Genomic DNA, 18,676 nt, shown 5'->3' with positions numbered 1-18,676 from the left:
CCGGGTAGGAGTAGCAGGTTGGTCAACAGAAAACAGCGGCACTGCCCTTGGGCGGGAACATTCAGCTTTACCTTGATCGTGGCGGCGATGGTATTCGGGGCCGCAACCGCCCATCGTGCCTACAGTCAGCCCGAACACCTGTGGGGGCAAGCCCAGCCCAGCCCAGCCCATGAGGGAGATCAAGCCACTGATTCCCGCTGGGCTGAAATTCAAGAACGGGGATGGATTCGTGTTGGTTTGGATCCCAGTCTGGGTAGCGCTTATCTCTACACTGACTTGGAGCGGGAAACCTACGCAGGTTTTGAGTGGGATATCCTGAAGGCAATTGCCCAAACACTGCAGATCCAGGTCAACCCTGTGGTGATTGCCTGGAGCGAGCAGTTGGCGGCTTTGCAAGCGGATGAAGTGGATTTGATCCTAGGGGCCCGAGAACCTCTTGGTTTGGATCCCGAGCAGTTTCTTGCCACTCAGCCCTACTATCTCAGCCCACAACGCTTAGTCGTCCGGGATCCCACTCCAAAGGACTCCGTCCCCCTAGCGCGAGAGGAGCCACCGATTGAGGAGCTATCGCAATTGTTTGGCCGAAAAGTGGGCATTGTAGTCAATAGTACAGGGGCAGCTTTGTTGGAGGCGTACAACGAGAGAAGAGGCAATGCCATCCGTCTATTTGCCACCAGTAACCCCGAGCGATTGTTTGTTCAGTTACAGGCTGGCCAGTTGGATGCCGTACTCATCGATCAACCCGTTGCAGCCATGAACCTGCGCCAATCGGGATCCCGACTGCGTCTCGCGGGGCCTCCCCTGTCTCCCATTCCCCTGGTGGGAGTGGTATCGTCTCAACATCCTTCCTTAAAGCAGGCTTTGGATCAAGCGATCTCGACTCTGTCAGAGGATGGCACCTTGCAGCAAATCTTGGAGAAGTGGCAATTATGGGAGCCAACAGTGATGTCCCCCGCATCAACCGAGGGTTAGCCAAGTATGAAGCCGACTATTATGCCATTCTGGGAGTTCCCCTCACCGCCGATTCCAAAGGGATCCGACGCGGCTATCTGCAAGCCGCCAAATCTCTGCATCCGGATCGGTTTGTGGGCAATTCCGATGCAGCAGAACGGGCCAATCTCCTGTTTGCCAAAATGGTCAGTCCCGCCAACGAAATCCTCTCTAAAGATCGGGAACGAGGGGAGTACGAAGCGGTAATTAAAATGCGGATCAAACGCCTTTTGGAGGCACCGCCCCCGGATCTTTGGCCGCATGGGGAAGCCGTTAGGGGGCTGGCGGAGTCCGCCAATTGGCAAGAGGAGTACATCAAGCGGGTACAGCAACTCTCCGCGGAGCAATACAACTCCATGGAGGAGATCCTCAGCAAAACCGAGCAACTGAGCGAATTGAATCTGGCCTATCTCTTGCTTAAAGCTGGCTACAAGGGGATCCCCACCAGTTCCCGTAGCACCAGCAATTCCAGCACCTTAGGTGGGATCCCGCCCCGAGCCGCTGCCAGCACTCCCCCGATCTCGCCGCGAGTCACGGCCACTCCCGCTACATCCTCTGCACCATCTGTTCCGACGGTTCCTACCGAACCCCCTGCCCCCAAGCTCAGCCCCAGTGAAACCCGCTTCCTTCAAGCCCTGGATATGATCGAGCGCAAGCAATACCGGGATGCGGTGCAATACCTGAACTTCGCCATCAGTGCTGAGCCGAATGTGGCCCGCTACTACCTACACCGTGGCATTGCTCACCTGAAGCAGGGGAATACCGGCATGGCCAAAGCGGACTTTTTGCAGGTCACCCGTCTAGAACCCACCAATCCTGAGTTGATGCTGGAGGTACGCCGTTGGATGCAACAAACTGGCCCCCAACAACCGGTTCCGGGAACTGCCGCCACTCGTCAAACGGGCCAAGCTCAGAAGGTGGTGTCTCCCCCTCCCAAGAAAGACGACAACTCCGGGGGATTTTTGGGTCGTCTTTTCGGCAAGAAAAAGTAGGTGTTAACGCGCCCCTCCCAGCACCAGTAAGGTAACCAGGGATCCGGTATTCCAGAGGCTGTGCAGCAGCATCGGGGCCAGCAGGTTGCGGCTGTGGCTGTAGATCACCCCTAGTACGATCCCCAGCATGGTCAGGGGCAGTAGATCCGAGAGGTTGAGGTGGGCGAGAGCAAAGGTCAAGGCACTCACCAACACCGCCCCCCACATGGGCAAATAACGGCTCAAGGCCGCCAGCCAAAAACCGCGAAACAGCACCTCCTCAAAAATTGGGGCACACAAAGACACCACCGCAAAAAACACCAGCCGTGCTCCCCACCCCTGACTATCCAGCAGCAGGGGCAAAATCGGGTTCCCTCCCCCCGCTTGCGGCAATAGCAGTTGCGAGAGAGCCGCTGCCAGCACCACCAAGGGTAAGGCCACCAAGTAACCACACACCCCCCACAACAGCCAACTGCCGAACAGCCGCACCTGCAGCACCCTTGGGGAGGCAGGATAGCGATGCAAGAGGCGATACAGCAACCCTGCCCCCAACAGGGCACCGGAATTGTAGGTCAAAAACAAAGCCACCGCCTGGTGCCAAGGACTGAGCTGTCGCGACTGTAAGCCAAGGATGATCCCATAGAGCTGGGGCACCACACTATTGAGGAGAATGAATCCTAAAAACCAACCCGTCAACACCGCCTGAACCCCTATTCCCGGCCAAGGGGGATCCCAGGCAGGGCCCAAAAGCGGTTGTTTGTGCCAGAGACTCCAGCTTACCCAGCCCACCAGCAACAGCAGGCCCAGCAACGCCCCCAGCGTTGGAATCCCAGCCACCACCGCTAGTCGGAATAGAGCCGACAAAGCTAGCTTCTCTTGCTGTTGATTGAGAGCATTCAGGCTATCGCTGCGCTGTTGAAGACGGTACAGCCGTTGCAGGGCTACAGCCTCAAACCAGCCATCCAGATGATTGCGAATTTGCACTTCGGCATCCGGCAAAATCCGCCGGGGTGTCCCCCACAGCCCCTGCAAAACCCGTGCCACCGCCTTCTGGCTGGATTCCAACTCCACAGGCCGTTCTGGATCGAGCAGCTGTTGCCACTGCCGTTCTGCCTCTTCCAAGTTTTCTTGATAGGCATGAAGGAGCCCACTGCGCAGCCAAAGGGCATCCAATTCTGTCTGGAGATCCTGCATCGAGGCCAGCAGGACAGGATCCACGGGTGACGGTTCCGTTGGCTCAGGAGCAGCTGTATCTGTTCCCGTTAAAGCTTCAGTCACAGCAGTAGGAACCGGCTGAGCCAGGCGTTTTAGGCGTTTCAGACGTTCCGCATAATTCTCGGCGGTTTGCTGGTAGCGATTGAGGGCGAGCTGAAAGATATCCTGACCCAGGAGAGCCCGTGCCAAATCTTGATAACGGGGATCGTCCAGGGTTCGGGAAGCTTGTAGGGCCAGATGGGTTTGAAACAAATCCAGTTGCGTTTGGGGAGGCGGTTGGAACCAACTGCTGGATAGAGAAAGCCCGACAATCAAAAAGGCCAAAAGGCTAAACAGATTGAGGATCCCACGGCGAAGAGAAAACCCAGCAGCCAGCCAGCCCTGGGTCTGGGCAGAGGATGGGTCAGTAGAGGCTCCGGCTTCAGGGTGAGACATCGCTGCACAGGATCCAACTCAAGCGGGTTATATCTTATCCCCTGATTATCGTCGCTCCAGCCAATAGCGATAGATGGGCAAGCCCAATTGTTGGCAATGCCACTCTCGTTGGGTTGGAATGCCAAGGGGGTTGTGATCCAGGGGACCCGCGTAGGGATCCCAAAACTGGGGGTGCTCCAGGAAGCGCCCCACCATCTCCTCGGCTACCTCTTTAACATCTGATTGCAGAAATACAGGGCTACCCGGCCGCAGCAGTAAGGCCAAGTCTGCCACCAGTTGCGGCTGCACCACGCGCCGTTTGTGATGGCGTTTTTTGAACCAGGGATCCGGAAATTGAAGGGTGACACGGCTGAGGTCCCCTGGAGCAAACAGATGCCGCAGAGACACATTGATGTTGCCAAAAAGAAAATGGACATTGTCAAGGCCCAGCTCATCCCGCCAGCGATTGGCTCGTTCCACCAGGGGCTGTCGAATTTCTACCCCCAGAAAGTTCCACTCTGGCTGCTCTTGAGCAATGCGCAACAAAAACCGCCCACTACCCGTACCGATGTCCAGGTGAAAGGGCTGCGCCAAGCGTCGGTACACCCGTTCCCAGTGAGGTGGCGAAGCAGGTTGCTGGTATTGCACCTGCAACGGGTTGACGTGTTGTCGTACCCGGTGGCTGAGACCCTGTTGCAACCGAATCCCCCAGGGTTGAGGAGCCGATCGAGAAGAGCAATCTGCGGGTTGGGCCACAGAGGAGTGCCCTATCCGTTGCACATCCGGTTCCATCAAACACCTCCTGCCGCAAGGTTCAGCAACAGGCAAAAAAAGCTGGGAACACCCAGACTACCACTGAATATCGTCGATAATTTGCCGCAAGAGATGCGCGGAGTGGTGCAGTTGTTTCTGCTCAACCTCCGTGAGGGACATCCCGAGAGTACGTTCTACCCCTTGCCGCCCGATGATCCTAGGCAAACTCAAACAGACCTCCGGTAGGCCGTATTCCCCTTGGGTGAGGCTGCTGACGGTCAAAACACGGTGCTGATCCCGCAGTAGAGCTTGCACAATCTGAGTGACCCCCAAACCAATGGCATAGCTAGTGGCCCCTTTACGACGGATGATTTCGTAGGCAGCATTGCGCACCTGCTCGAAGATATCCCCCAAATGGACGGGATCCCATTCTGGCGAGAGTTCTCCGATCGGGGTGCCAGCCATATTGACCTTGCTCCAGACCGCCACTTCACTATCCCCATGCTCGCCAATGATGTAGGCATGGAGGCTGCGCGGATCCACCCCCAAGCGCTCCGCTAGCAGGTAGCGAAAACGGGCCGTATCCAAAACGGTGCCTGACCCAATCACCTGCTTTGCGGGCAAACCGGACAGCTTCAGAGAGACGTAGGTCATGATATCGACGGGGTTGCTCACCACCAGCAGGATGGCATCGGGGCAATGCTCCATCAAAGCCGGGATCAAACTCTTGAAGATCTCGACGTTGCGCTGCACCAAATCCAAACGGGTTTCCCCAGGCCGCTGCTTAGCCCCTGCCGTTAAAATCACTACATCCGACCCGGCACAATCCGCCAGTTCACCTGCACGAACCCGTGTTGGTTCTACAAAAGGGATCCCGTGCACCAGATCCATCACTTCCCCTTCCACCTTGTCGCGGGCAATATCGCTGATCACCAGCTCGTCCAAGGTGTTTTGAATCAACATCGAATAGGCACAGGCCATGCCCACCTGTCCAGCCCCAATGATGGATCCCTTGAGGAGGCGGCGAGAACTTTGCGGATGCGCTAGCGTCTGGGTTCCAGTTTCAGAAACGGGCATAAGCGATGACCCTCTCGACGGTAGTTCTCCTCCAGCTTACGTCGAGGGCCTTTCTAATCCGACTGGCATAGGAGACTTGGGGGAGGAAACTCCTCAGCCTTTGTGAGCGGTCAGCCGTTGCCAGAGATCCACAGGGATCCGTTCATGAGGACGCTGCAGCATTTGAATCTGGGCCAGCTCCTCTTCCAGATAGTGCAAAGCAACCCGGGCAGTGGGATCTATCAGACTGCGTCGCTGTTGGGGATGCTGTTCTGATGTTCCGAGAAACACATCCAGCCATTGATCCTGCTCTTGGCAGCGAATCCTCAAAGCAGGTGAGGCCTGATCCTCCTTGCGATAGAGCTGAAAGCCTCGCTCAGAACTCCAACCCAACCACCACTGAGGTGCCAACTGGCCCAAATGGGTATGCCAAACGCCTGACTGAACCTGTTGCCATGCCATGCCTGCGACTCCACAGCCCCGCTGCTACCGGGATCCCTAACTGAAAATAATTGCCAACTACCTTTTAGGGAAGCACTTTACCAGACCCCCCAACTTAATGCAAGTCTTTATCAAAGAGATCCCGAAATAAGTGGGGATAGTATTGCAATTTAGTCTCAATAAGGATATGCTGTCTTTAAGTTGAGTGGTGGAGTTATATCCATCAGTCTTCCTCTCTTGTCTTGGATGCGACAGGGATCCTGCGCTAGCGGAACTAGCCATCCTGCGTTTGGCGGGGATCCCTCTTTCTCCAGGGACAGGAGCTTCCTTATTGAGAGTCAGTTTAGATAAGTTCTTTCTAAGCTTTCTAAGTTGTAGAGGGCAGCCCGGATGGTCGGCTCGCTGGCCGGAAGGTCTTTGTTGTGGATCTCTGGGCTGAGAATGCTGGAATAGGGAAATAGACTACGTAGACCCTATGGACGCTATACAGACTATTTTTTAGAAGGGTGATTCTTTTACCTAATTCCTAATTTCAGCTTGATTCTTCTTATAATAAAAGCTTATAACAAAGAAAGAAAGGAGTAAAAAATGTAATCCTAAGAATGTGATTTTCAGATAGAATCAAAACAGCGTTGACGCTAACCGCGACGAAGAGTTCGGAGGGAGGAAACCCTAACATCCTCTCTCCTTTTTTTATTTCATTTGCAGATGCCCTAGTACTCTTAAAAACTGCAAAAAGTTGCACCTAAAGAGTTGCGCCTTTACTTTGCAACCACTGAGTCGCCATTTCATGCTGGCGTTTTTGGGCATAGGCTAAAGGAGTATGTCCATCTTCATTACGAGGGTTTAGATCAGCTCCATTATCAAATAATAGTTCCATCATTTGCACATGCCCTTCCCAGGCAGCCCAGTGCATGGGTGTTGCCCCATATCGATTGCGAGCATTTACATTCGCTCCATACAGCAACAAAAAACGAGCAATGCCCAAATTTCCTTGAGCAGAGGCTTCGTGCAAAGGGGTGCGACCCATTTCATCCACAGCATCCACCGGGGATCCCTTCGCCAGTAGTCGAGCCAAAATGCTTTTGCGACCGGTTGCCGCAGACCAGTGTAAGAGAGCTGTGCTGTTAGCACCTTGTTTAATGAACAGACTCATCACTTCGGCTTGATCGGTAAGGGCAGCCCGATGTAAAGGGGTATATCCATACCGATCCTGAAGGTTGATGTCACTACCGGCCCGCAAAAGACGACTTACAAGATTAACGTGACCTCCAGCCGCAGCCAGATGCAAAGGAGTTGCCCCAGTTGAATCCAAAGCATGGGGTGAAGCCCCATGAGCTAAGAGCAAATCCAATAACTCCAAGTTGCCAAGGACAGCAGCTTTGTGGAGTAGCGTAAATCCTTGGGCATCGGCAGCATTGATATTCTCCCCCTGCTGTAAATGGGCCAACAACTGTTGTGGATCTTGATCTTCAAGGGCTTGGTGAAGGGCTTCACTCATACAGCAAGAGTTTGGCAAAAAAAGGGGGGATCCTCACCTGAGGAGAAGGCTTGGGCAAAGTCTAACACCGGATCCCGGTCTGCCGTCCTACTGGGGAAGCAACAGCTGCTAGGGAGTGGATGGTGGCGGCAGCAGCAGAAGCGGAGACACTCGTGACGGTATAAAGCCGTATCCAAAAGGGCGGGTCTATGACTGGTCAAGCCTCGGTTGCCATGGCATGATTGGCGTACAGATGGGCCATGGCTGGAGATTGTTTGCCAGAACCCATGGCCCAAGCCCCTTTTTCTCTCACTTACACTCGCTGCCGTTTATGGATTACTACGCGATCCTGAACGTGTCTCCTGAAGCAGATACGGAAGAAGTTAAACAGGCGTTTCGTCAGTTGGCGCGGCAGTTTCATCCCGATGTGGCCGGGGAGGGATCCCGGGAACGGTTTCAGCAAATCCGCCAAGCCTACCAGGTACTGAGCGACCCAGAGCAACGGCGGCGATACGACGCACAACGGCAATCTTCTCCGCCCTCGAATACCTCCTCAGGTTCTAGCCGAGAGGGACAGGTTGTGATTCGCACGGGATCCCCTTCACAAGCTCCCCTTGACTCGGAATTGCTGAAAGAGGGGATTGCCCGAGTGAGAGCCGCTTGGCGCAATCGACAACTGCCCACAGCGGTGGCTCAAGCCGAGGCGCTGCTGAAGCGATTTCCCAACTCCAGTGAGGCCGTGCATATTCTTGCCTTAGCCTATCAACGCTTTGGCAATTACTTGATCTACGAAGGGCGAAATCAACAGGCGGAAGCCTACCTAAGAAAAGCCCTGGCCACCGAACCGCGCAATCGAGAATTGGCCTTTGAAGTGAAGCGAGATCTGGCTCGTTTGGGCATTCAAGCCTGACGAATTGGAAAATCAGTCTCTTCGTAGTGCTCCAGCAAAACCAATAAATAATAAAAAAATAAAAAAAGGGATCCCTGGCTGAACAGGGATCCCGATCCACTTAGGCTGAACTTAGCAATTTGGGCTTAGAGTCTGTACTCCACACCCTGAATTTCATCGATCTGACGGATGACTTCCCAGTACTCTTTGTAGGTGATGGGAATGAATTGCTCTTCGCCACTCTTGCCAAACTCTTCTGCCAGCTTGGTTCCCTCCCATTCAAAGGTGAAGAAAGCTTCTTTCACTTTTTCTGCCAATTCCGGCTTGAGGTTGTAAACATACCCATAGCCGGTGGTCGGGAAGGTTTGGGACACGTAGATAGACCGCAGATCATTTTTGTTCACTGCACCGCGAGCGTCCATACGGGTGAGCACTGAGTTGGCAATGGAGGCTACATCATAGTCCCCGTTCACCACACCCAAGATGGAGTTTTCGTGGCTACCGGAGAACACCGCCTCAAAATCACGACCCTCGATCATGTCAAACTCAGCCTGCAGCAACGCTGAGGGAGCCTTGAAACCAGAGTTGGATGTCGGGGAAGTGAAGGCCATTTGCCGTCCACGGACATCCTCAAGAGTTTGGATATCGCTATCGGCCCGGACGATGATTTCCATTTCGTAGCCGAAGCTGCCATCCAAGCTAGCCATCATGGCAAAAGGACGGAAGCCCACAGCATTCACTGCCAAAGGGACAGAGCCAGTATTAAAGCCGGTAACGTGCAAACGGCCCGCCCGCATCGCTTCCAACTGAGCCGCATTCGATTGCACACCGAAGTACTCCACGTTTTTGCCAGTCACCTCCGCCAAGTGCTCGAGAAACTCAGCCCAAACGTTCTCGTAAACAGAGGGATCCTCCACAGGGGTATAGGCGAAGATCAAGGTATCTGGGTCGATCCATTCGCTCGGATCTTCGGGGGCATCTGCCACCAAGTCGCCATCGCGGTCACAGAAACGCTCATCCATCTGGGGTGAGCGAGGGCAATCCTGGGCTTGGGCATGCACCAATCCGGTTAAAGCCAGCGAAGCACCGGCCACAGTGGCAGCCAGACCCACGAGCACAGAGCGACGACTGGCCAAGAAAGTTTTCATCATAGTGTGTATTGACTCCTCAGTGAGGGCTTAATCTTTCTTCAAGGAACAGAAAGAAAATAGCAGCCCAGGGTTAAGTAGTTGTTAAGTTCAGATTTAGGAATGGTAAGCATCCATCCCAATCCGAGAAATTTCGGGTAGGGATCCCGTGCTTAGAGACTTAATTTATTTACCTTTCATTCCCAGAAATGCACCAAGGTGGTGACCGTCCGCTTTTTTACTCAGAACATGCTATGAGTTGATGCGACGGGATCCAATACAACAAGTCATGCCCACCCCCCCAATTCGCTTTGGCACCGATGGTTGGCGCGCCGTTATTGCTGAGGGTTTCACTTTTGAACGGCTAGGCATTGCAGCCCAAGCCAGTGCCCAAGTGTTGGCCCGCACCTACCCCGGCGCAGGGATCGTGGTCGGGTATGACAACCGCTTTCTTTCAGAACAATTTGCAGCTCATACGGCGGAAGTGGTCGCCAGCCTAGGGATCCCGGTTTACCTCTCCGCTTGTGCGGCTCCGACCCCTGCCTTTAGTTGGGCGGCCAAAGAACAAGGATGCCACGGAGCTTTGGTGATCACCGCCAGTCACAACCCAGCCCATTATTCCGGCCTTAAGGTCAAGGGAGGCTTTGGCGGATCCGTGCCGCCGGAGGTTACCACCGAAATTGAGCAGGAGATGCAAAACCTGTCATCAGTCAATACCCAGAAGGCGCCGATTCAAAGCTGGGATCCCTGGCCAAGCTATGTTACTCAACTGAGCCGTTTTGTGGATTTGGACGCGCTCAAAAAATCCCCGGCCAAGATTTGGGTGGATGCTATGTTTGGCTCTGGCTCGGGCGGCCTCACCCGTCTTTTGGGAAACACCATCACGGAATTGCAGGGTTATCGGGATCCCCTGTTTGGGGGGGTTCCTCCGGAGCCACTACCTCAAAACCTGCGCAAGTCTTCTCAGGTCATTGCAGCGGATCCCGCTCCATTGAAAATCGGGCTAGTGTTTGATGGAGATGCGGATCGGATTGCGGCTATTGATGGCCACGGGAACTTTCTCAGCCCGCAAATCCTTATTCCAATCCTGATCGATCATTTGGCAGGGCGGCGCGGTTTGCGCGGTGAAATTGTCAAAACCATTAGTGGTTCTGAGCTCTTCGTTAAGGTGGCAGAATACTACGGCCTACCGATCACGGAAATGCCCGTGGGTTTCAAGTATATTGCCGAGCGCATGATGAGCACTGAGGTGTTGCTGGGCGGGGAAGAATCGGGTGGGATCGGCTACCTGGGTCATATTCCTGAACGGGATGCCCTGCTCTCGGGGCTGTATCTAATCGAAGCCGTCACAGAAACAAAGCAAGACTTGAGCGAAATTTACCAGACTCTGCAAGAACGAGCTGGATTCACCTCTGTGTACCAACGCCGCGACTTGCACCTCACCGATCAAACCCAACAAACTCAAGTTCTGAAAAGGCTCCATGTGGATCCCCCAGCTGAGATTTTGGGGCAGAACGTTGTCAAGCATTTTGACCAGGATGGCCACAAATTCACCCTGGCCAATAGCAGTTGGGTCATGATTCGTGGCAGTGGCACGGAACCCTTACTACGCCTCTACGCAGAAGCCCAGGATATCGATTCCGTTAACAGTCTGCTGGATTGGGCCAGTGAAATCGCCAAGGGAAGTGCCCCTACTGCCTAACAGGCCTGAGAATCTTTGCATGCTTTCTCCTTGCGCTTTCTTTTTGCGAAGAAATTGCCGTCAGAGGAATTGGTGACTCTCCGGCTGCAACACCACTTCACTGGGAACGGCATTAGGAGGTGCAGAAAGGGCAAACAGGATTGCCTCGGCAGCGGTGGCAGGGCTGAGCATTTTGTCCCGTTGTACTTTCAGGCTAATCGGATCCCAGAAGGGGGAGTCTACGCCGCCAAAGTAAAACAAGGTGAATCTAACTCCGAATCGCTTCAGCTCATCGGCCATGCACTTGCTAAACCCAGCCACACCAAACTTGGCCGCACAGTAGGCAGAAGCCATGGCCATAGGATGGCGACCCAAGATACCAGGGAAATTGAGAATATGTCCGGATTTCTGCTCACGCATGTGATTGGCAACCCACTGACTCGTGTAGAAGCTGCCCTTGAGGTTGACCGACAACATGCGCTCCAGATCTTCAGGGGTAATCTGAGGAGCAGGCTTTAGGATCCCGGCCCCGGCTAGGTTAATCAGCACATCGATGCGCCCATGCTGCTGTACCGTTTGGGCAACCAGAGCTTCCACCTGGGCATAATCCGTTACATCAGTAGGGATCCCTGTGGCGGAGCTGGCCCCATGAGCGGTCGCTTTTTCCACCAAAGCCTGTAGAGGTTCTGCCCGTCGAGCTGCCAAGACCAAATGGGATCCCGCCTGAGCCAACCGGGGGACAAGGACACTACCAATGCCGCCCGTTGCTCCTGTGATCAAAATGACTGCTTGCGATAATGAGGATGTCACTTTACATTTCTTAAACTCTCTTCCCTATCATACACAGGGATCTCCTGTAGATCTGGGTCAGAGAGGCCGTAGGGAGTGGGGTTGAGGATTGGGAGCCGCTAAAGGCCTTGGATACCCAGTTGAAGTGAATTTTCGAAACATCTCCAATGGTACGTACAGCCCTTTGCACCCAGGGCACGCTAGCGCGTCTGTCTCCGATAGGCTTTGCCAACGCCTCTCGTCCTACGGACGACCCGGAGGGTCATACTTTTGAAATTGATTAGGGACACAGCTGTTGCTGTCGCAAACCCGCGTTCACTTTTGGGGTGGCGCAGCCTGCCGTAGGCATTGTTGCTACGCAACGCTAATGCTACGCGACACGCGACTGCGGAGCATGAAAGGGCTGTAAATTAGCTTTTACCCCGTTCCAAGTCTTGTCTTATCCTTTGAGATCTCGCCTTACTCTTTGGAGAGATTCCTGGGAGGTAACGGGTACTTTTAACCAACGGCTCAGCTCCGAGGCCAGCCACTCCAACTCTGGCTCCTGCAAAGGGATCCCGGATCCCAATTCATATTTACGGTTGCCAGCCCAGATATTTAACTGCGGCTTTACCTCCACCCGATCCCCATCCGAATCTCGTTTGTGATGTCGGGGCACCAGCTCTAGACGGTTAATATCGCGTCTCCAACTGCGGGGCACTTTGCGAAAGGGGATGCCAAAGACTTCATGGGTTAAGCCAATTCGTTCGCTGTCGATGTGCAGGTGAGCTTTGCCAAATAAGCCATAAATAATCATTCCCACCATCCCCAGTCCCACTGTCCAAAAGGGGAGTGTGAACAGGCCAAACACCAGATTGGCTGGAAAGGGAGCAAACCCAACCGACATGATTGTGAAAAAGGTAATGAAAGAATTCCAAGCAATGGCAAACGGGATCAAAACCAAAACACCACCAGAAAATCCATTGGCTGGGATGATTACCTGAAATGTCCGTTCTGATTTGCTCAGTTGAATAAGGCTACCCGCCGGTTGCCGCGTCGGTACGGTTGCCGCTTCTAGCCGGATCAAACCTGGGTGGTGTTCCAGGTTCTCTAAGGCTTCTAGGGCTTGTTGGGCTGAGGCCGGGCGATCCCCCACCAACGGCTCTGTGAGCCAGCGCAACCAATCCCGAAAGGGAACGCTGACATTAACCGCTTGCTCGAACACCACACGGGATCCCTCCTGGGGTAGATCTGCCGGATGTTGTCCGGTCAGCAAATGAATCAGGGTAGCCCCTAAACTGTAGAGATCCGAAGCAGGGACGGTTCTGCCGCCAAATTGCTCTAGGGGCATATAGCCATAGCTCCCCACCACCGTATAGGATCCCTGTTCCCGTGGGGCAGCAGCCTGAACCGAGCCAAAATCCACCAGATAAACCTGCTGGTCGGATCCCAACAGGATGTTGCTGGGTTTGAGATCTCGGTGAATGACGGGGGGATGCAGGCTGTGTAGGTAGATGAGGATCCCGAGCAGCGCTTTGGCCAGCGTTCGCACCTCGGGTTCTGTGAAGTGCCGCCCTTGATCGATCCACTCCTGTAAAGAAGGGGCTTCAATATAGGTCTGTACCAAGGCTAGGCCACGCCCGCCCTCAAGGGTGATCTCGAAGTGGTCACGGTATTGGGGAATAGCCGGATGAGAGAGAGTTTGCAGGATCTGGGCTTCCCGCTCGAAAAGTTTGAGGTCGGCCCAATCAAAATCCGGCCCGAAGAACAACAACTTGAGGATCACTGGTTCTGATGTGGTGAGATCTCTTGCCAGCCAGGTTTGCCGCCCGCTGCGCTTGCTCAGTTGTCGCTCCGGTTGGTACCGCTGGTTCCAAAGGGGGGAGGCATTCATACATTGGGTGACATTGAGTGAGAAGCAGTGTGGCAGGGAGTAAAGAATGGACACCTAGCCAGCTTGGGTTGTGTTCGCTAGCCTGTTCGCCGACCCAAAAATCGATTTCAACAACAATCTACCCATTTTCTGGAGCCCTCTGCTCAGGGGGATGGGCCATGTCCCGGGGCCTTCAGGGATCCCATTTGTTTTGGAAACCATTTGCTCGACCGCCCTAATTCCCAAACAGGCTGGCTTTGCGGCAAACTTTATAATTCTTTATAGCTTATTAACTTAATTTATTTACAGCCCTTTGCACCCAGGGCACGCTAGCGCGTCTGTCTCCGATAGGCTTTGCCAACGCCTCTCGTCCTACGGACGACCCGGAGGGTCATACTTTTGAAATTGATTAGGGACACAGCTGTTGCTGTCGCAAACCCGCGTTCACTTTTGGGGTGGCGCAGCCTGCCGTAGGCATTGTTGCTACGCAACGCTAATGCTACGCAACGCTAATGCTACGCAACACGCGACTGCGGAGCATTAAAGGGCTGTAATTAAGGAGTGAAGGTCTTGTTGTATGCTCAGGACGTAGCGAAGGTGATGGGATGTCACTTCACAGTGCTCTTGTCTATCTGACCCATCTGAACGAACTCATCTGAAGTAGAGAGGGATCCCTGATGTTATTTTGGCTAACCTTGCTGCAATCTTTGCCGATCCCCAGCGAGCTGGATCTGCCGCAGGCACAGGTTGCCCTTCTCCCGCAACGCCCTCCGCTACCGACGACTTCAACCCAAACCAGCGGGATCCCGTTATCGGCCCGCGGCCAACTACTGAGTGGCCCCACCTTTTTTGCTGGGGTGGCTGGGGCGATTGTCTTTCTGTTGCTCTTAGCCATTTGGGCTTATACCCGCGTTTATGTCATCACCCCTAACAACGAAGCCTTTGTGCGCACGGGTGGGGTTGTGGCGAAGAAAAAGACTGTGATCCTGAATGGCGGCTGCATCGTTTTACCGGGTTTTCATGAGCTGACGCGGGTACCCTTGCGGGAAATTTCCATTGATGTGGAACGCACTGGAAAACTGGCGGTGCGCACCCAAGACTACCTGCGAGCGGATATGCGGGTCACCTTCTTTGTCTGTATCAATGCCACCGAAGAAGATGTGCTGACGGCAGCAGCCAGACTGTCTCAAGCAGGGCGAATTACTCCCGACGACATCAAAAATGCTCTAGAAAAACGAGCAGATGATGCGATTCGAGCTGCTGCCAAAACCAAGAACTTAGCCGAGATCGATTCAGACAAATTGGGCTTTGCTCAAGAGGTTCTCAATCTGATCGAGCCAGATCTTAAAAAAGTTGGTCTGACTCTCAACAACATCGCTATTTCGGAAGTAGAGGAAAGCGACACCTACGATACCAACAACTTCTTCGATGCCCAGGGAGTTCGCCTCCGCACCGAGACCATTCAAAAATCCATCCAACAAAAACGAGAGGTGGAACTGACCACCCAAGTCACCATCGAACAGAAAGAGCTAAATGCTGAGAAGCAATCCCTTCTGATTCAGCAGGAGAAAGAAAGTGCCCGTATGGAGCAGCAGCTGCAACTCGAAGCCCTGAAAGCCCAACGAGAACGAGAAATTCAAGAGGCACAGGTGCGAGAAGCTGCCACTGTGGAGCGGAATAAAATTTTACAAATGCAATCGGTAGAAGAAGAAGAGATCCGCAAAAAGCTGGCCATCCAGCAAAGTCAAATTGATGCCGATATTGCCCTAGAGGAGCGCAACAAACAACTTAAAATCGTGCAAATCCTGCAACAACAGGAATCGGAAACTGCCGAGATTCAACGACAACAGGCGATTGAGTCCGCCCGACTGGGATCCCAGGTGGAAATCGCGGCTGCTGAACGTCAGGCTCAAATTGCCCGGGAAGAAGCTCAAATTGCCATTGCTAACAAACGCCGCGAAAGTCTACTAGCCGAAGCGGAACGAGTGAAAGCTGAAAGTGGGGTGCAAACCGCCCGTGAACTGGAACAAGCGGAACGTCGTCAACGGTTGGCGATTATTTCTGCCGAAGAAGAGGCTGAACAACGCAACATCAGCGAGCGCAACGTGGTGGAGATTGAAGCCTTCCGTCGTAAACGACAAGCCCAAATTGCCCAAGAGGCAGCCCAAATTGAAGCAGAATCGATCCGTATTCTGTCTGAAGCCGAACGGGATCGAGCCCTGGCGGAGGCAGAAGGGATCCGAGCTAAATTAGCGGCTCAAAACACCGTCAGCACCGCCACCCTCACCGCTGAGTTAATCAAAGAGCTGTGGCCGGATCTCGTCCAGCAACTGCCCCAAACACTGGAGGCACTCGCCCCCAAACCGGGGGTCTTAGGGGATGCCCGCATCTACAGTTTTGGGGGCAGTATGGGCAATGGCTCCTCGGCTACGGAAATTAATAAGCTATTGCTCTCTAGCAGCGGCCTAGAGTTGCTGAGTGGGATCCTAAAAGAAGATAAACTCGGCTCTTGGCTAGAACGGGTTGCGCTCTTACTGCGGCAGCCAGACGCCAATCCTCCCGCTCCCAAAGCTGAGGTGCATCAGGGGATCCCATCTGAAGAAGAAGGCTAAAAGGGGAGCACTCCAGAACCCAGAGAATCTCCAGATTATAAAGCAAGCATTAAAATCTCTAAAATTGTATCTTCTGGACGCATCGAACCTCGCCGTTCCAGGGCATTCTCGTAGTATTAATAACTCATACACTTTATTTTTTGTATCTTTTTGATCTTGCTGTTTCTGAACTTTTTCTGTGGTTGCTGGGTTATTCACTCCAGTACCCTTGAAAGAGAAGGATTAAAGCCTGGGCTTTGTCTTTAGGGCTAGGTTTCGGGCTAGCTAAGGTTGGGGTGGTGACTGGTGAGGGGGGATCTTTGTGCGTGTTCATTCCCTGATTGAAGAAATTTTACAGACCGAGATGCTCACCTCTCGTCAGGAGCAGCGGTTGGATCAGCTTTTGGAGTCAAGTGACTTTGACCCGGATGATTTGGTGGCGCTGGATCGTCTCATTGAGGCTCTGTTTACCCGTCGAGTTGTGGCTGTGCCGGACGATTTTTCCGCTCGCTCAGTATAAGTTGGTTGAAAATGAAGGCTGCTGAGAGCTGCTCAGTTTCGCATTAAGAACCTTGGGAGGGTAACCGGAGTACGCCGCTCCATGTTGAGCCTCAATGTTCAGGTCTCCTCAAGATCTCATGTCAATCCCGAAGATTAGCCCTACTGGGATCCCAGAATGCCGCGATCTTTGGCAACCCGAACTGACCAGCGAAAGGCCACCATCCCCAGAGCAAAATACACAACCCCAGTAATCAAAGCCATCAACAGTCGCAGCCCATCCAAGCCCACATCCCGTACCATCACATCCCGCAACAGCCCAGCTCCTGCCGTCATCGGTAACGCTTGCCCCACCCATTTCAGGGATCCCTGCCATTCTTCGGTAGGAGTAGCCAAAAGAAACAACAAACCAAACTGGCTGATGATCAAAAGCTGTTGAATCCGCTTGAAAATGAGGGCGGCAGATCCAAGCAAAAAAGAAAATCCGTAAGCTCCCAATACCACACTGGCGAGGGGCAAGATTAAACTGGGAGGGAACTGTAGTCGGCTGCCCGTCAGCGCTAAAATCACCAGCAAAATGGCCGTGACCGATGCGAAGCGCAACGAAAAACTGGCACAGGCGCGGGCCAAAAAAATAGATGCTGCCGAGAAAGGGGATAGCAAGACTTGCTCCAGGGTTCCGGTTTGGGCTTCGACCTGTAAATTCAAAGCAATATCATTAACGATAAAGATCACCAGCGTCCACAACACATAGCCAATCACCACAGCATCTAAGCGTTCTCCAAATTGGGAGGCTGGCCCCGCCACGTATTGAGCCCCAACAAACAAGGCATAGAAGAAAAACGTGGTGATCAGGATCCCACCTAGGGCCTCAACGGGATAGCGAATGTATTGGATCCAGGAACGTTTTAACTCGGCCAAAAAGAGTTGGATCATCCCTGCCTATTTCCCTTTCTCAATAACTTGAGAAAAACATGGGTGAGATCCGCTTCTGCTCGCTTAATGCTGAGTAGGGGGATGGGGTTCATTTTGTCCAGTATCCGATACAACTCCTCAGAGGAGCCGGTGAACCGCAACCGATGGGGCTCCTCGACCACGACGCCCAGGGATCCCAGTTGAGTAGCCCGTTCACTGTCAATGGCTTGTTCCAACTCAATGTGATAAGTAGAGGCAGCGCCAGCAAAGTGTCGGATCAGTTCGCGGGTTGGTGCTTGGGCGATAATCACCCCCTGTTGAATCACGGCCACCTGATCCGAGAGCACTTCAGCAATATCCAATTGATGGGTGGTGAGCAGGATAGCCTGACCCGCCGCAGCGATGTGACGAATCAGGGACTTGACGGTTTGGGCTGCTTCCACATCCAATCCCAAGGTGGGTTCATCCAACAGCAGCAAAGCCGGACGGTGAATCAGGGCAGTGGCAATCGCCAGTTTTTGTTGCATTCCCCGCGAAAGGGTTTGTACCGCTACCCCCTGTTTTTCCATCAACCCAAAGGTTTCTAGCAGCTCCAATCCCCGTTGCCGAGCGGTTTTGGCTGTTAGGCCCCGCAATACGCCGAAGTATTCCAAGTTTTGCAGAGGGGTAAGCCGCCAGTAAAGGTTCCGATTGCCCTCCAGCACCGCGCCCACCTGCGCCAGGGCCTGTTCCTCTCGGTGGGGATCCCGCCCGACAATGCGTACCCTACCGGCATCCGGGCGAATCAATCCAGCAATCATTTTAATCGTGGTGGTTTTACCCGCTCCATTAGGCCCCAAAAAAGCCAGAACCTCCCCCGCTGCAATGGCCAAGGAGACATCCACCACCGCCTGTACCGTTTTGCCCCCCTGTTGGTAGGACTTTTTCAGGTGCTCGGCTTCTAGGGCTTTCATCCTGCAATCACTCAAAGGGGGGGATCAAACCGAGTTGCTCAGTCGGGTTCAGCGGGTCACG

16 protein-coding genes are annotated in these 18,676 nt (G+C 53.6%); 6 read left to right on the top strand and 10 right to left on the bottom strand.

The annotated features are described in order from the left end of the window. The first annotated feature begins 18 nt into the window (after positions 1-18). Entirely contained in the window at positions 19-972 is a 954-nt protein-coding gene (locus JX360_RS10605; RefSeq protein ID WP_244350635.1) for an ABC transporter substrate-binding protein, read from the top strand. Further along, complete coding sequence (locus JX360_RS10600; RefSeq protein ID WP_244350634.1) at positions 930-1,982, top strand: J domain-containing protein; 1,053 nt, start codon at positions 930-932, stop codon at positions 1,980-1,982. Before JX360_RS10605 ends, JX360_RS10600 begins: the two co-directional genes overlap by 43 nt. Before the next feature lie 3 nt (positions 1,983-1,985). On the opposite strand, the gene JX360_RS10595 is transcribed toward JX360_RS10600, so the two are convergent. From JX360_RS10595 to JX360_RS10575, 5 genes are all read right to left on the bottom strand, one after another. Then, complete coding sequence (locus tag JX360_RS10595; protein WP_244350633.1) at positions 1,986-3,611, bottom strand: CPBP family intramembrane glutamic endopeptidase; 1,626 nt, start codon at positions 3,609-3,611, stop codon at positions 1,986-1,988. A gap of 45 nt (positions 3,612-3,656) precedes the next feature. Next, the gene (gene trmB / locus JX360_RS10590; protein ID WP_244350632.1) at positions 3,657-4,382 is read right to left on the bottom strand and encodes a tRNA (guanosine(46)-N7)-methyltransferase TrmB; all 726 of its coding nucleotides are present in this window, start codon (positions 4,380-4,382) and stop codon (positions 3,657-3,659) included. Positions 4,383-4,439: 57 nt separating this feature from the next. Further along, on the bottom strand, positions 4,440-5,420 hold the full coding sequence (locus tag JX360_RS10585) for an L-lactate dehydrogenase (protein ID WP_244350631.1): 981 nt from the start codon (positions 5,418-5,420) through the stop codon (positions 4,440-4,442). Between the two features lie 93 nt (positions 5,421-5,513). Continuing rightward, positions 5,514-5,861 (bottom strand): hypothetical protein, encoded by a 348-nt coding sequence (locus JX360_RS10580; RefSeq protein ID WP_244350630.1) that lies wholly within the window; start codon positions 5,859-5,861, stop codon positions 5,514-5,516. A gap of 724 nt (positions 5,862-6,585) precedes the next feature. After that, a complete protein-coding gene (locus tag JX360_RS10575) occupies positions 6,586-7,341 on the bottom strand; it encodes an ankyrin repeat domain-containing protein (protein ID WP_244350629.1) in 756 nt (251 codons plus the stop codon). A 310-nt stretch (positions 7,342-7,651) separates the two neighbouring features. Here JX360_RS10575 and JX360_RS10570 point away from each other — a divergent pair, with 310 nt between their 5' ends. Beyond that, complete coding sequence (locus JX360_RS10570) at positions 7,652-8,230, top strand: J domain-containing protein (RefSeq protein ID WP_244350628.1); 579 nt, start codon at positions 7,652-7,654, stop codon at positions 8,228-8,230. 125 nt (positions 8,231-8,355) lie between these two features. On the opposite strand, the gene phnD is transcribed toward JX360_RS10570, so the two are convergent. Continuing rightward, positions 8,356-9,360, bottom strand: a complete 1,005-nt coding sequence (gene phnD, locus JX360_RS10565; RefSeq protein WP_244350627.1) for a phosphate/phosphite/phosphonate ABC transporter substrate-binding protein — start codon at positions 9,358-9,360, stop codon at positions 8,356-8,358. A 265-nt stretch (positions 9,361-9,625) separates the two neighbouring features. On the opposite strand from phnD, the gene JX360_RS10560 reads away from it, so the two are divergent. Further along, on the top strand, positions 9,626-11,038 hold the full coding sequence (locus JX360_RS10560; RefSeq protein ID WP_244350626.1) for a phosphoglucomutase/phosphomannomutase family protein: 1,413 nt from the start codon (positions 9,626-9,628) through the stop codon (positions 11,036-11,038). Between the two features lie 60 nt (positions 11,039-11,098). On the opposite strand, the gene JX360_RS10555 is transcribed toward JX360_RS10560, so the two are convergent. Next, positions 11,099-11,827, bottom strand: coding sequence for an SDR family oxidoreductase (locus JX360_RS10555; RefSeq protein ID WP_244350625.1), 729 nt, complete (start codon positions 11,825-11,827; stop codon positions 11,099-11,101). Between the two features lie 418 nt (positions 11,828-12,245). Beyond that, positions 12,246-13,679: a serine/threonine protein kinase gene (locus tag JX360_RS10550; RefSeq protein ID WP_244350624.1), complete on the bottom strand. Its 1,434-nt coding sequence runs from the start codon at positions 13,677-13,679 to the stop codon at positions 12,246-12,248. Positions 13,680-14,335: 656 nt separating this feature from the next. On the opposite strand from JX360_RS10550, the gene JX360_RS10545 reads away from it, so the two are divergent. Continuing rightward, a complete protein-coding gene (locus JX360_RS10545; protein ID WP_279611421.1) occupies positions 14,336-16,270 on the top strand; it encodes an SPFH domain-containing protein in 1,935 nt (644 codons plus the stop codon). A gap of 301 nt (positions 16,271-16,571) precedes the next feature. Beyond that, positions 16,572-16,769 carry a hypothetical protein gene (locus JX360_RS10540; RefSeq protein ID WP_244350623.1) on the top strand — a complete coding sequence of 66 codons (198 nt, stop codon included), beginning with the start codon at positions 16,572-16,574 and terminating at the stop codon, positions 16,767-16,769. A 140-nt stretch (positions 16,770-16,909) separates the two neighbouring features. Here JX360_RS10540 and JX360_RS10535 read toward each other — a convergent pair whose 3' ends face one another. Both JX360_RS10535 and JX360_RS10530 read right to left on the bottom strand, forming a co-directional pair. After that, a complete protein-coding gene (locus JX360_RS10535; RefSeq protein ID WP_244350622.1) occupies positions 16,910-17,683 on the bottom strand; it encodes an ABC transporter permease in 774 nt (257 codons plus the stop codon). Next, positions 17,680-18,615: an ABC transporter ATP-binding protein gene (locus JX360_RS10530; RefSeq protein WP_244350621.1), complete on the bottom strand. Its 936-nt coding sequence runs from the start codon at positions 18,613-18,615 to the stop codon at positions 17,680-17,682. The genes JX360_RS10535 and JX360_RS10530 overlap by 4 nt, the downstream gene beginning before the upstream one ends. Between the last annotated feature and the right edge of the window lie 61 nt (positions 18,616-18,676).

It is taken from the genome of Thermostichus vulcanus str. 'Rupite', from assembly GCF_022848905.1.
In the GTDB taxonomy this organism is placed as follows: domain Bacteria; phylum Cyanobacteriota; class Cyanobacteriia; order Thermostichales; family Thermostichaceae; genus Thermostichus; species Thermostichus vulcanus_A.
Note: the sequence above shows the minus strand (reverse complement) of the source record. Positions and strands in the feature narration are given on the sequence as shown.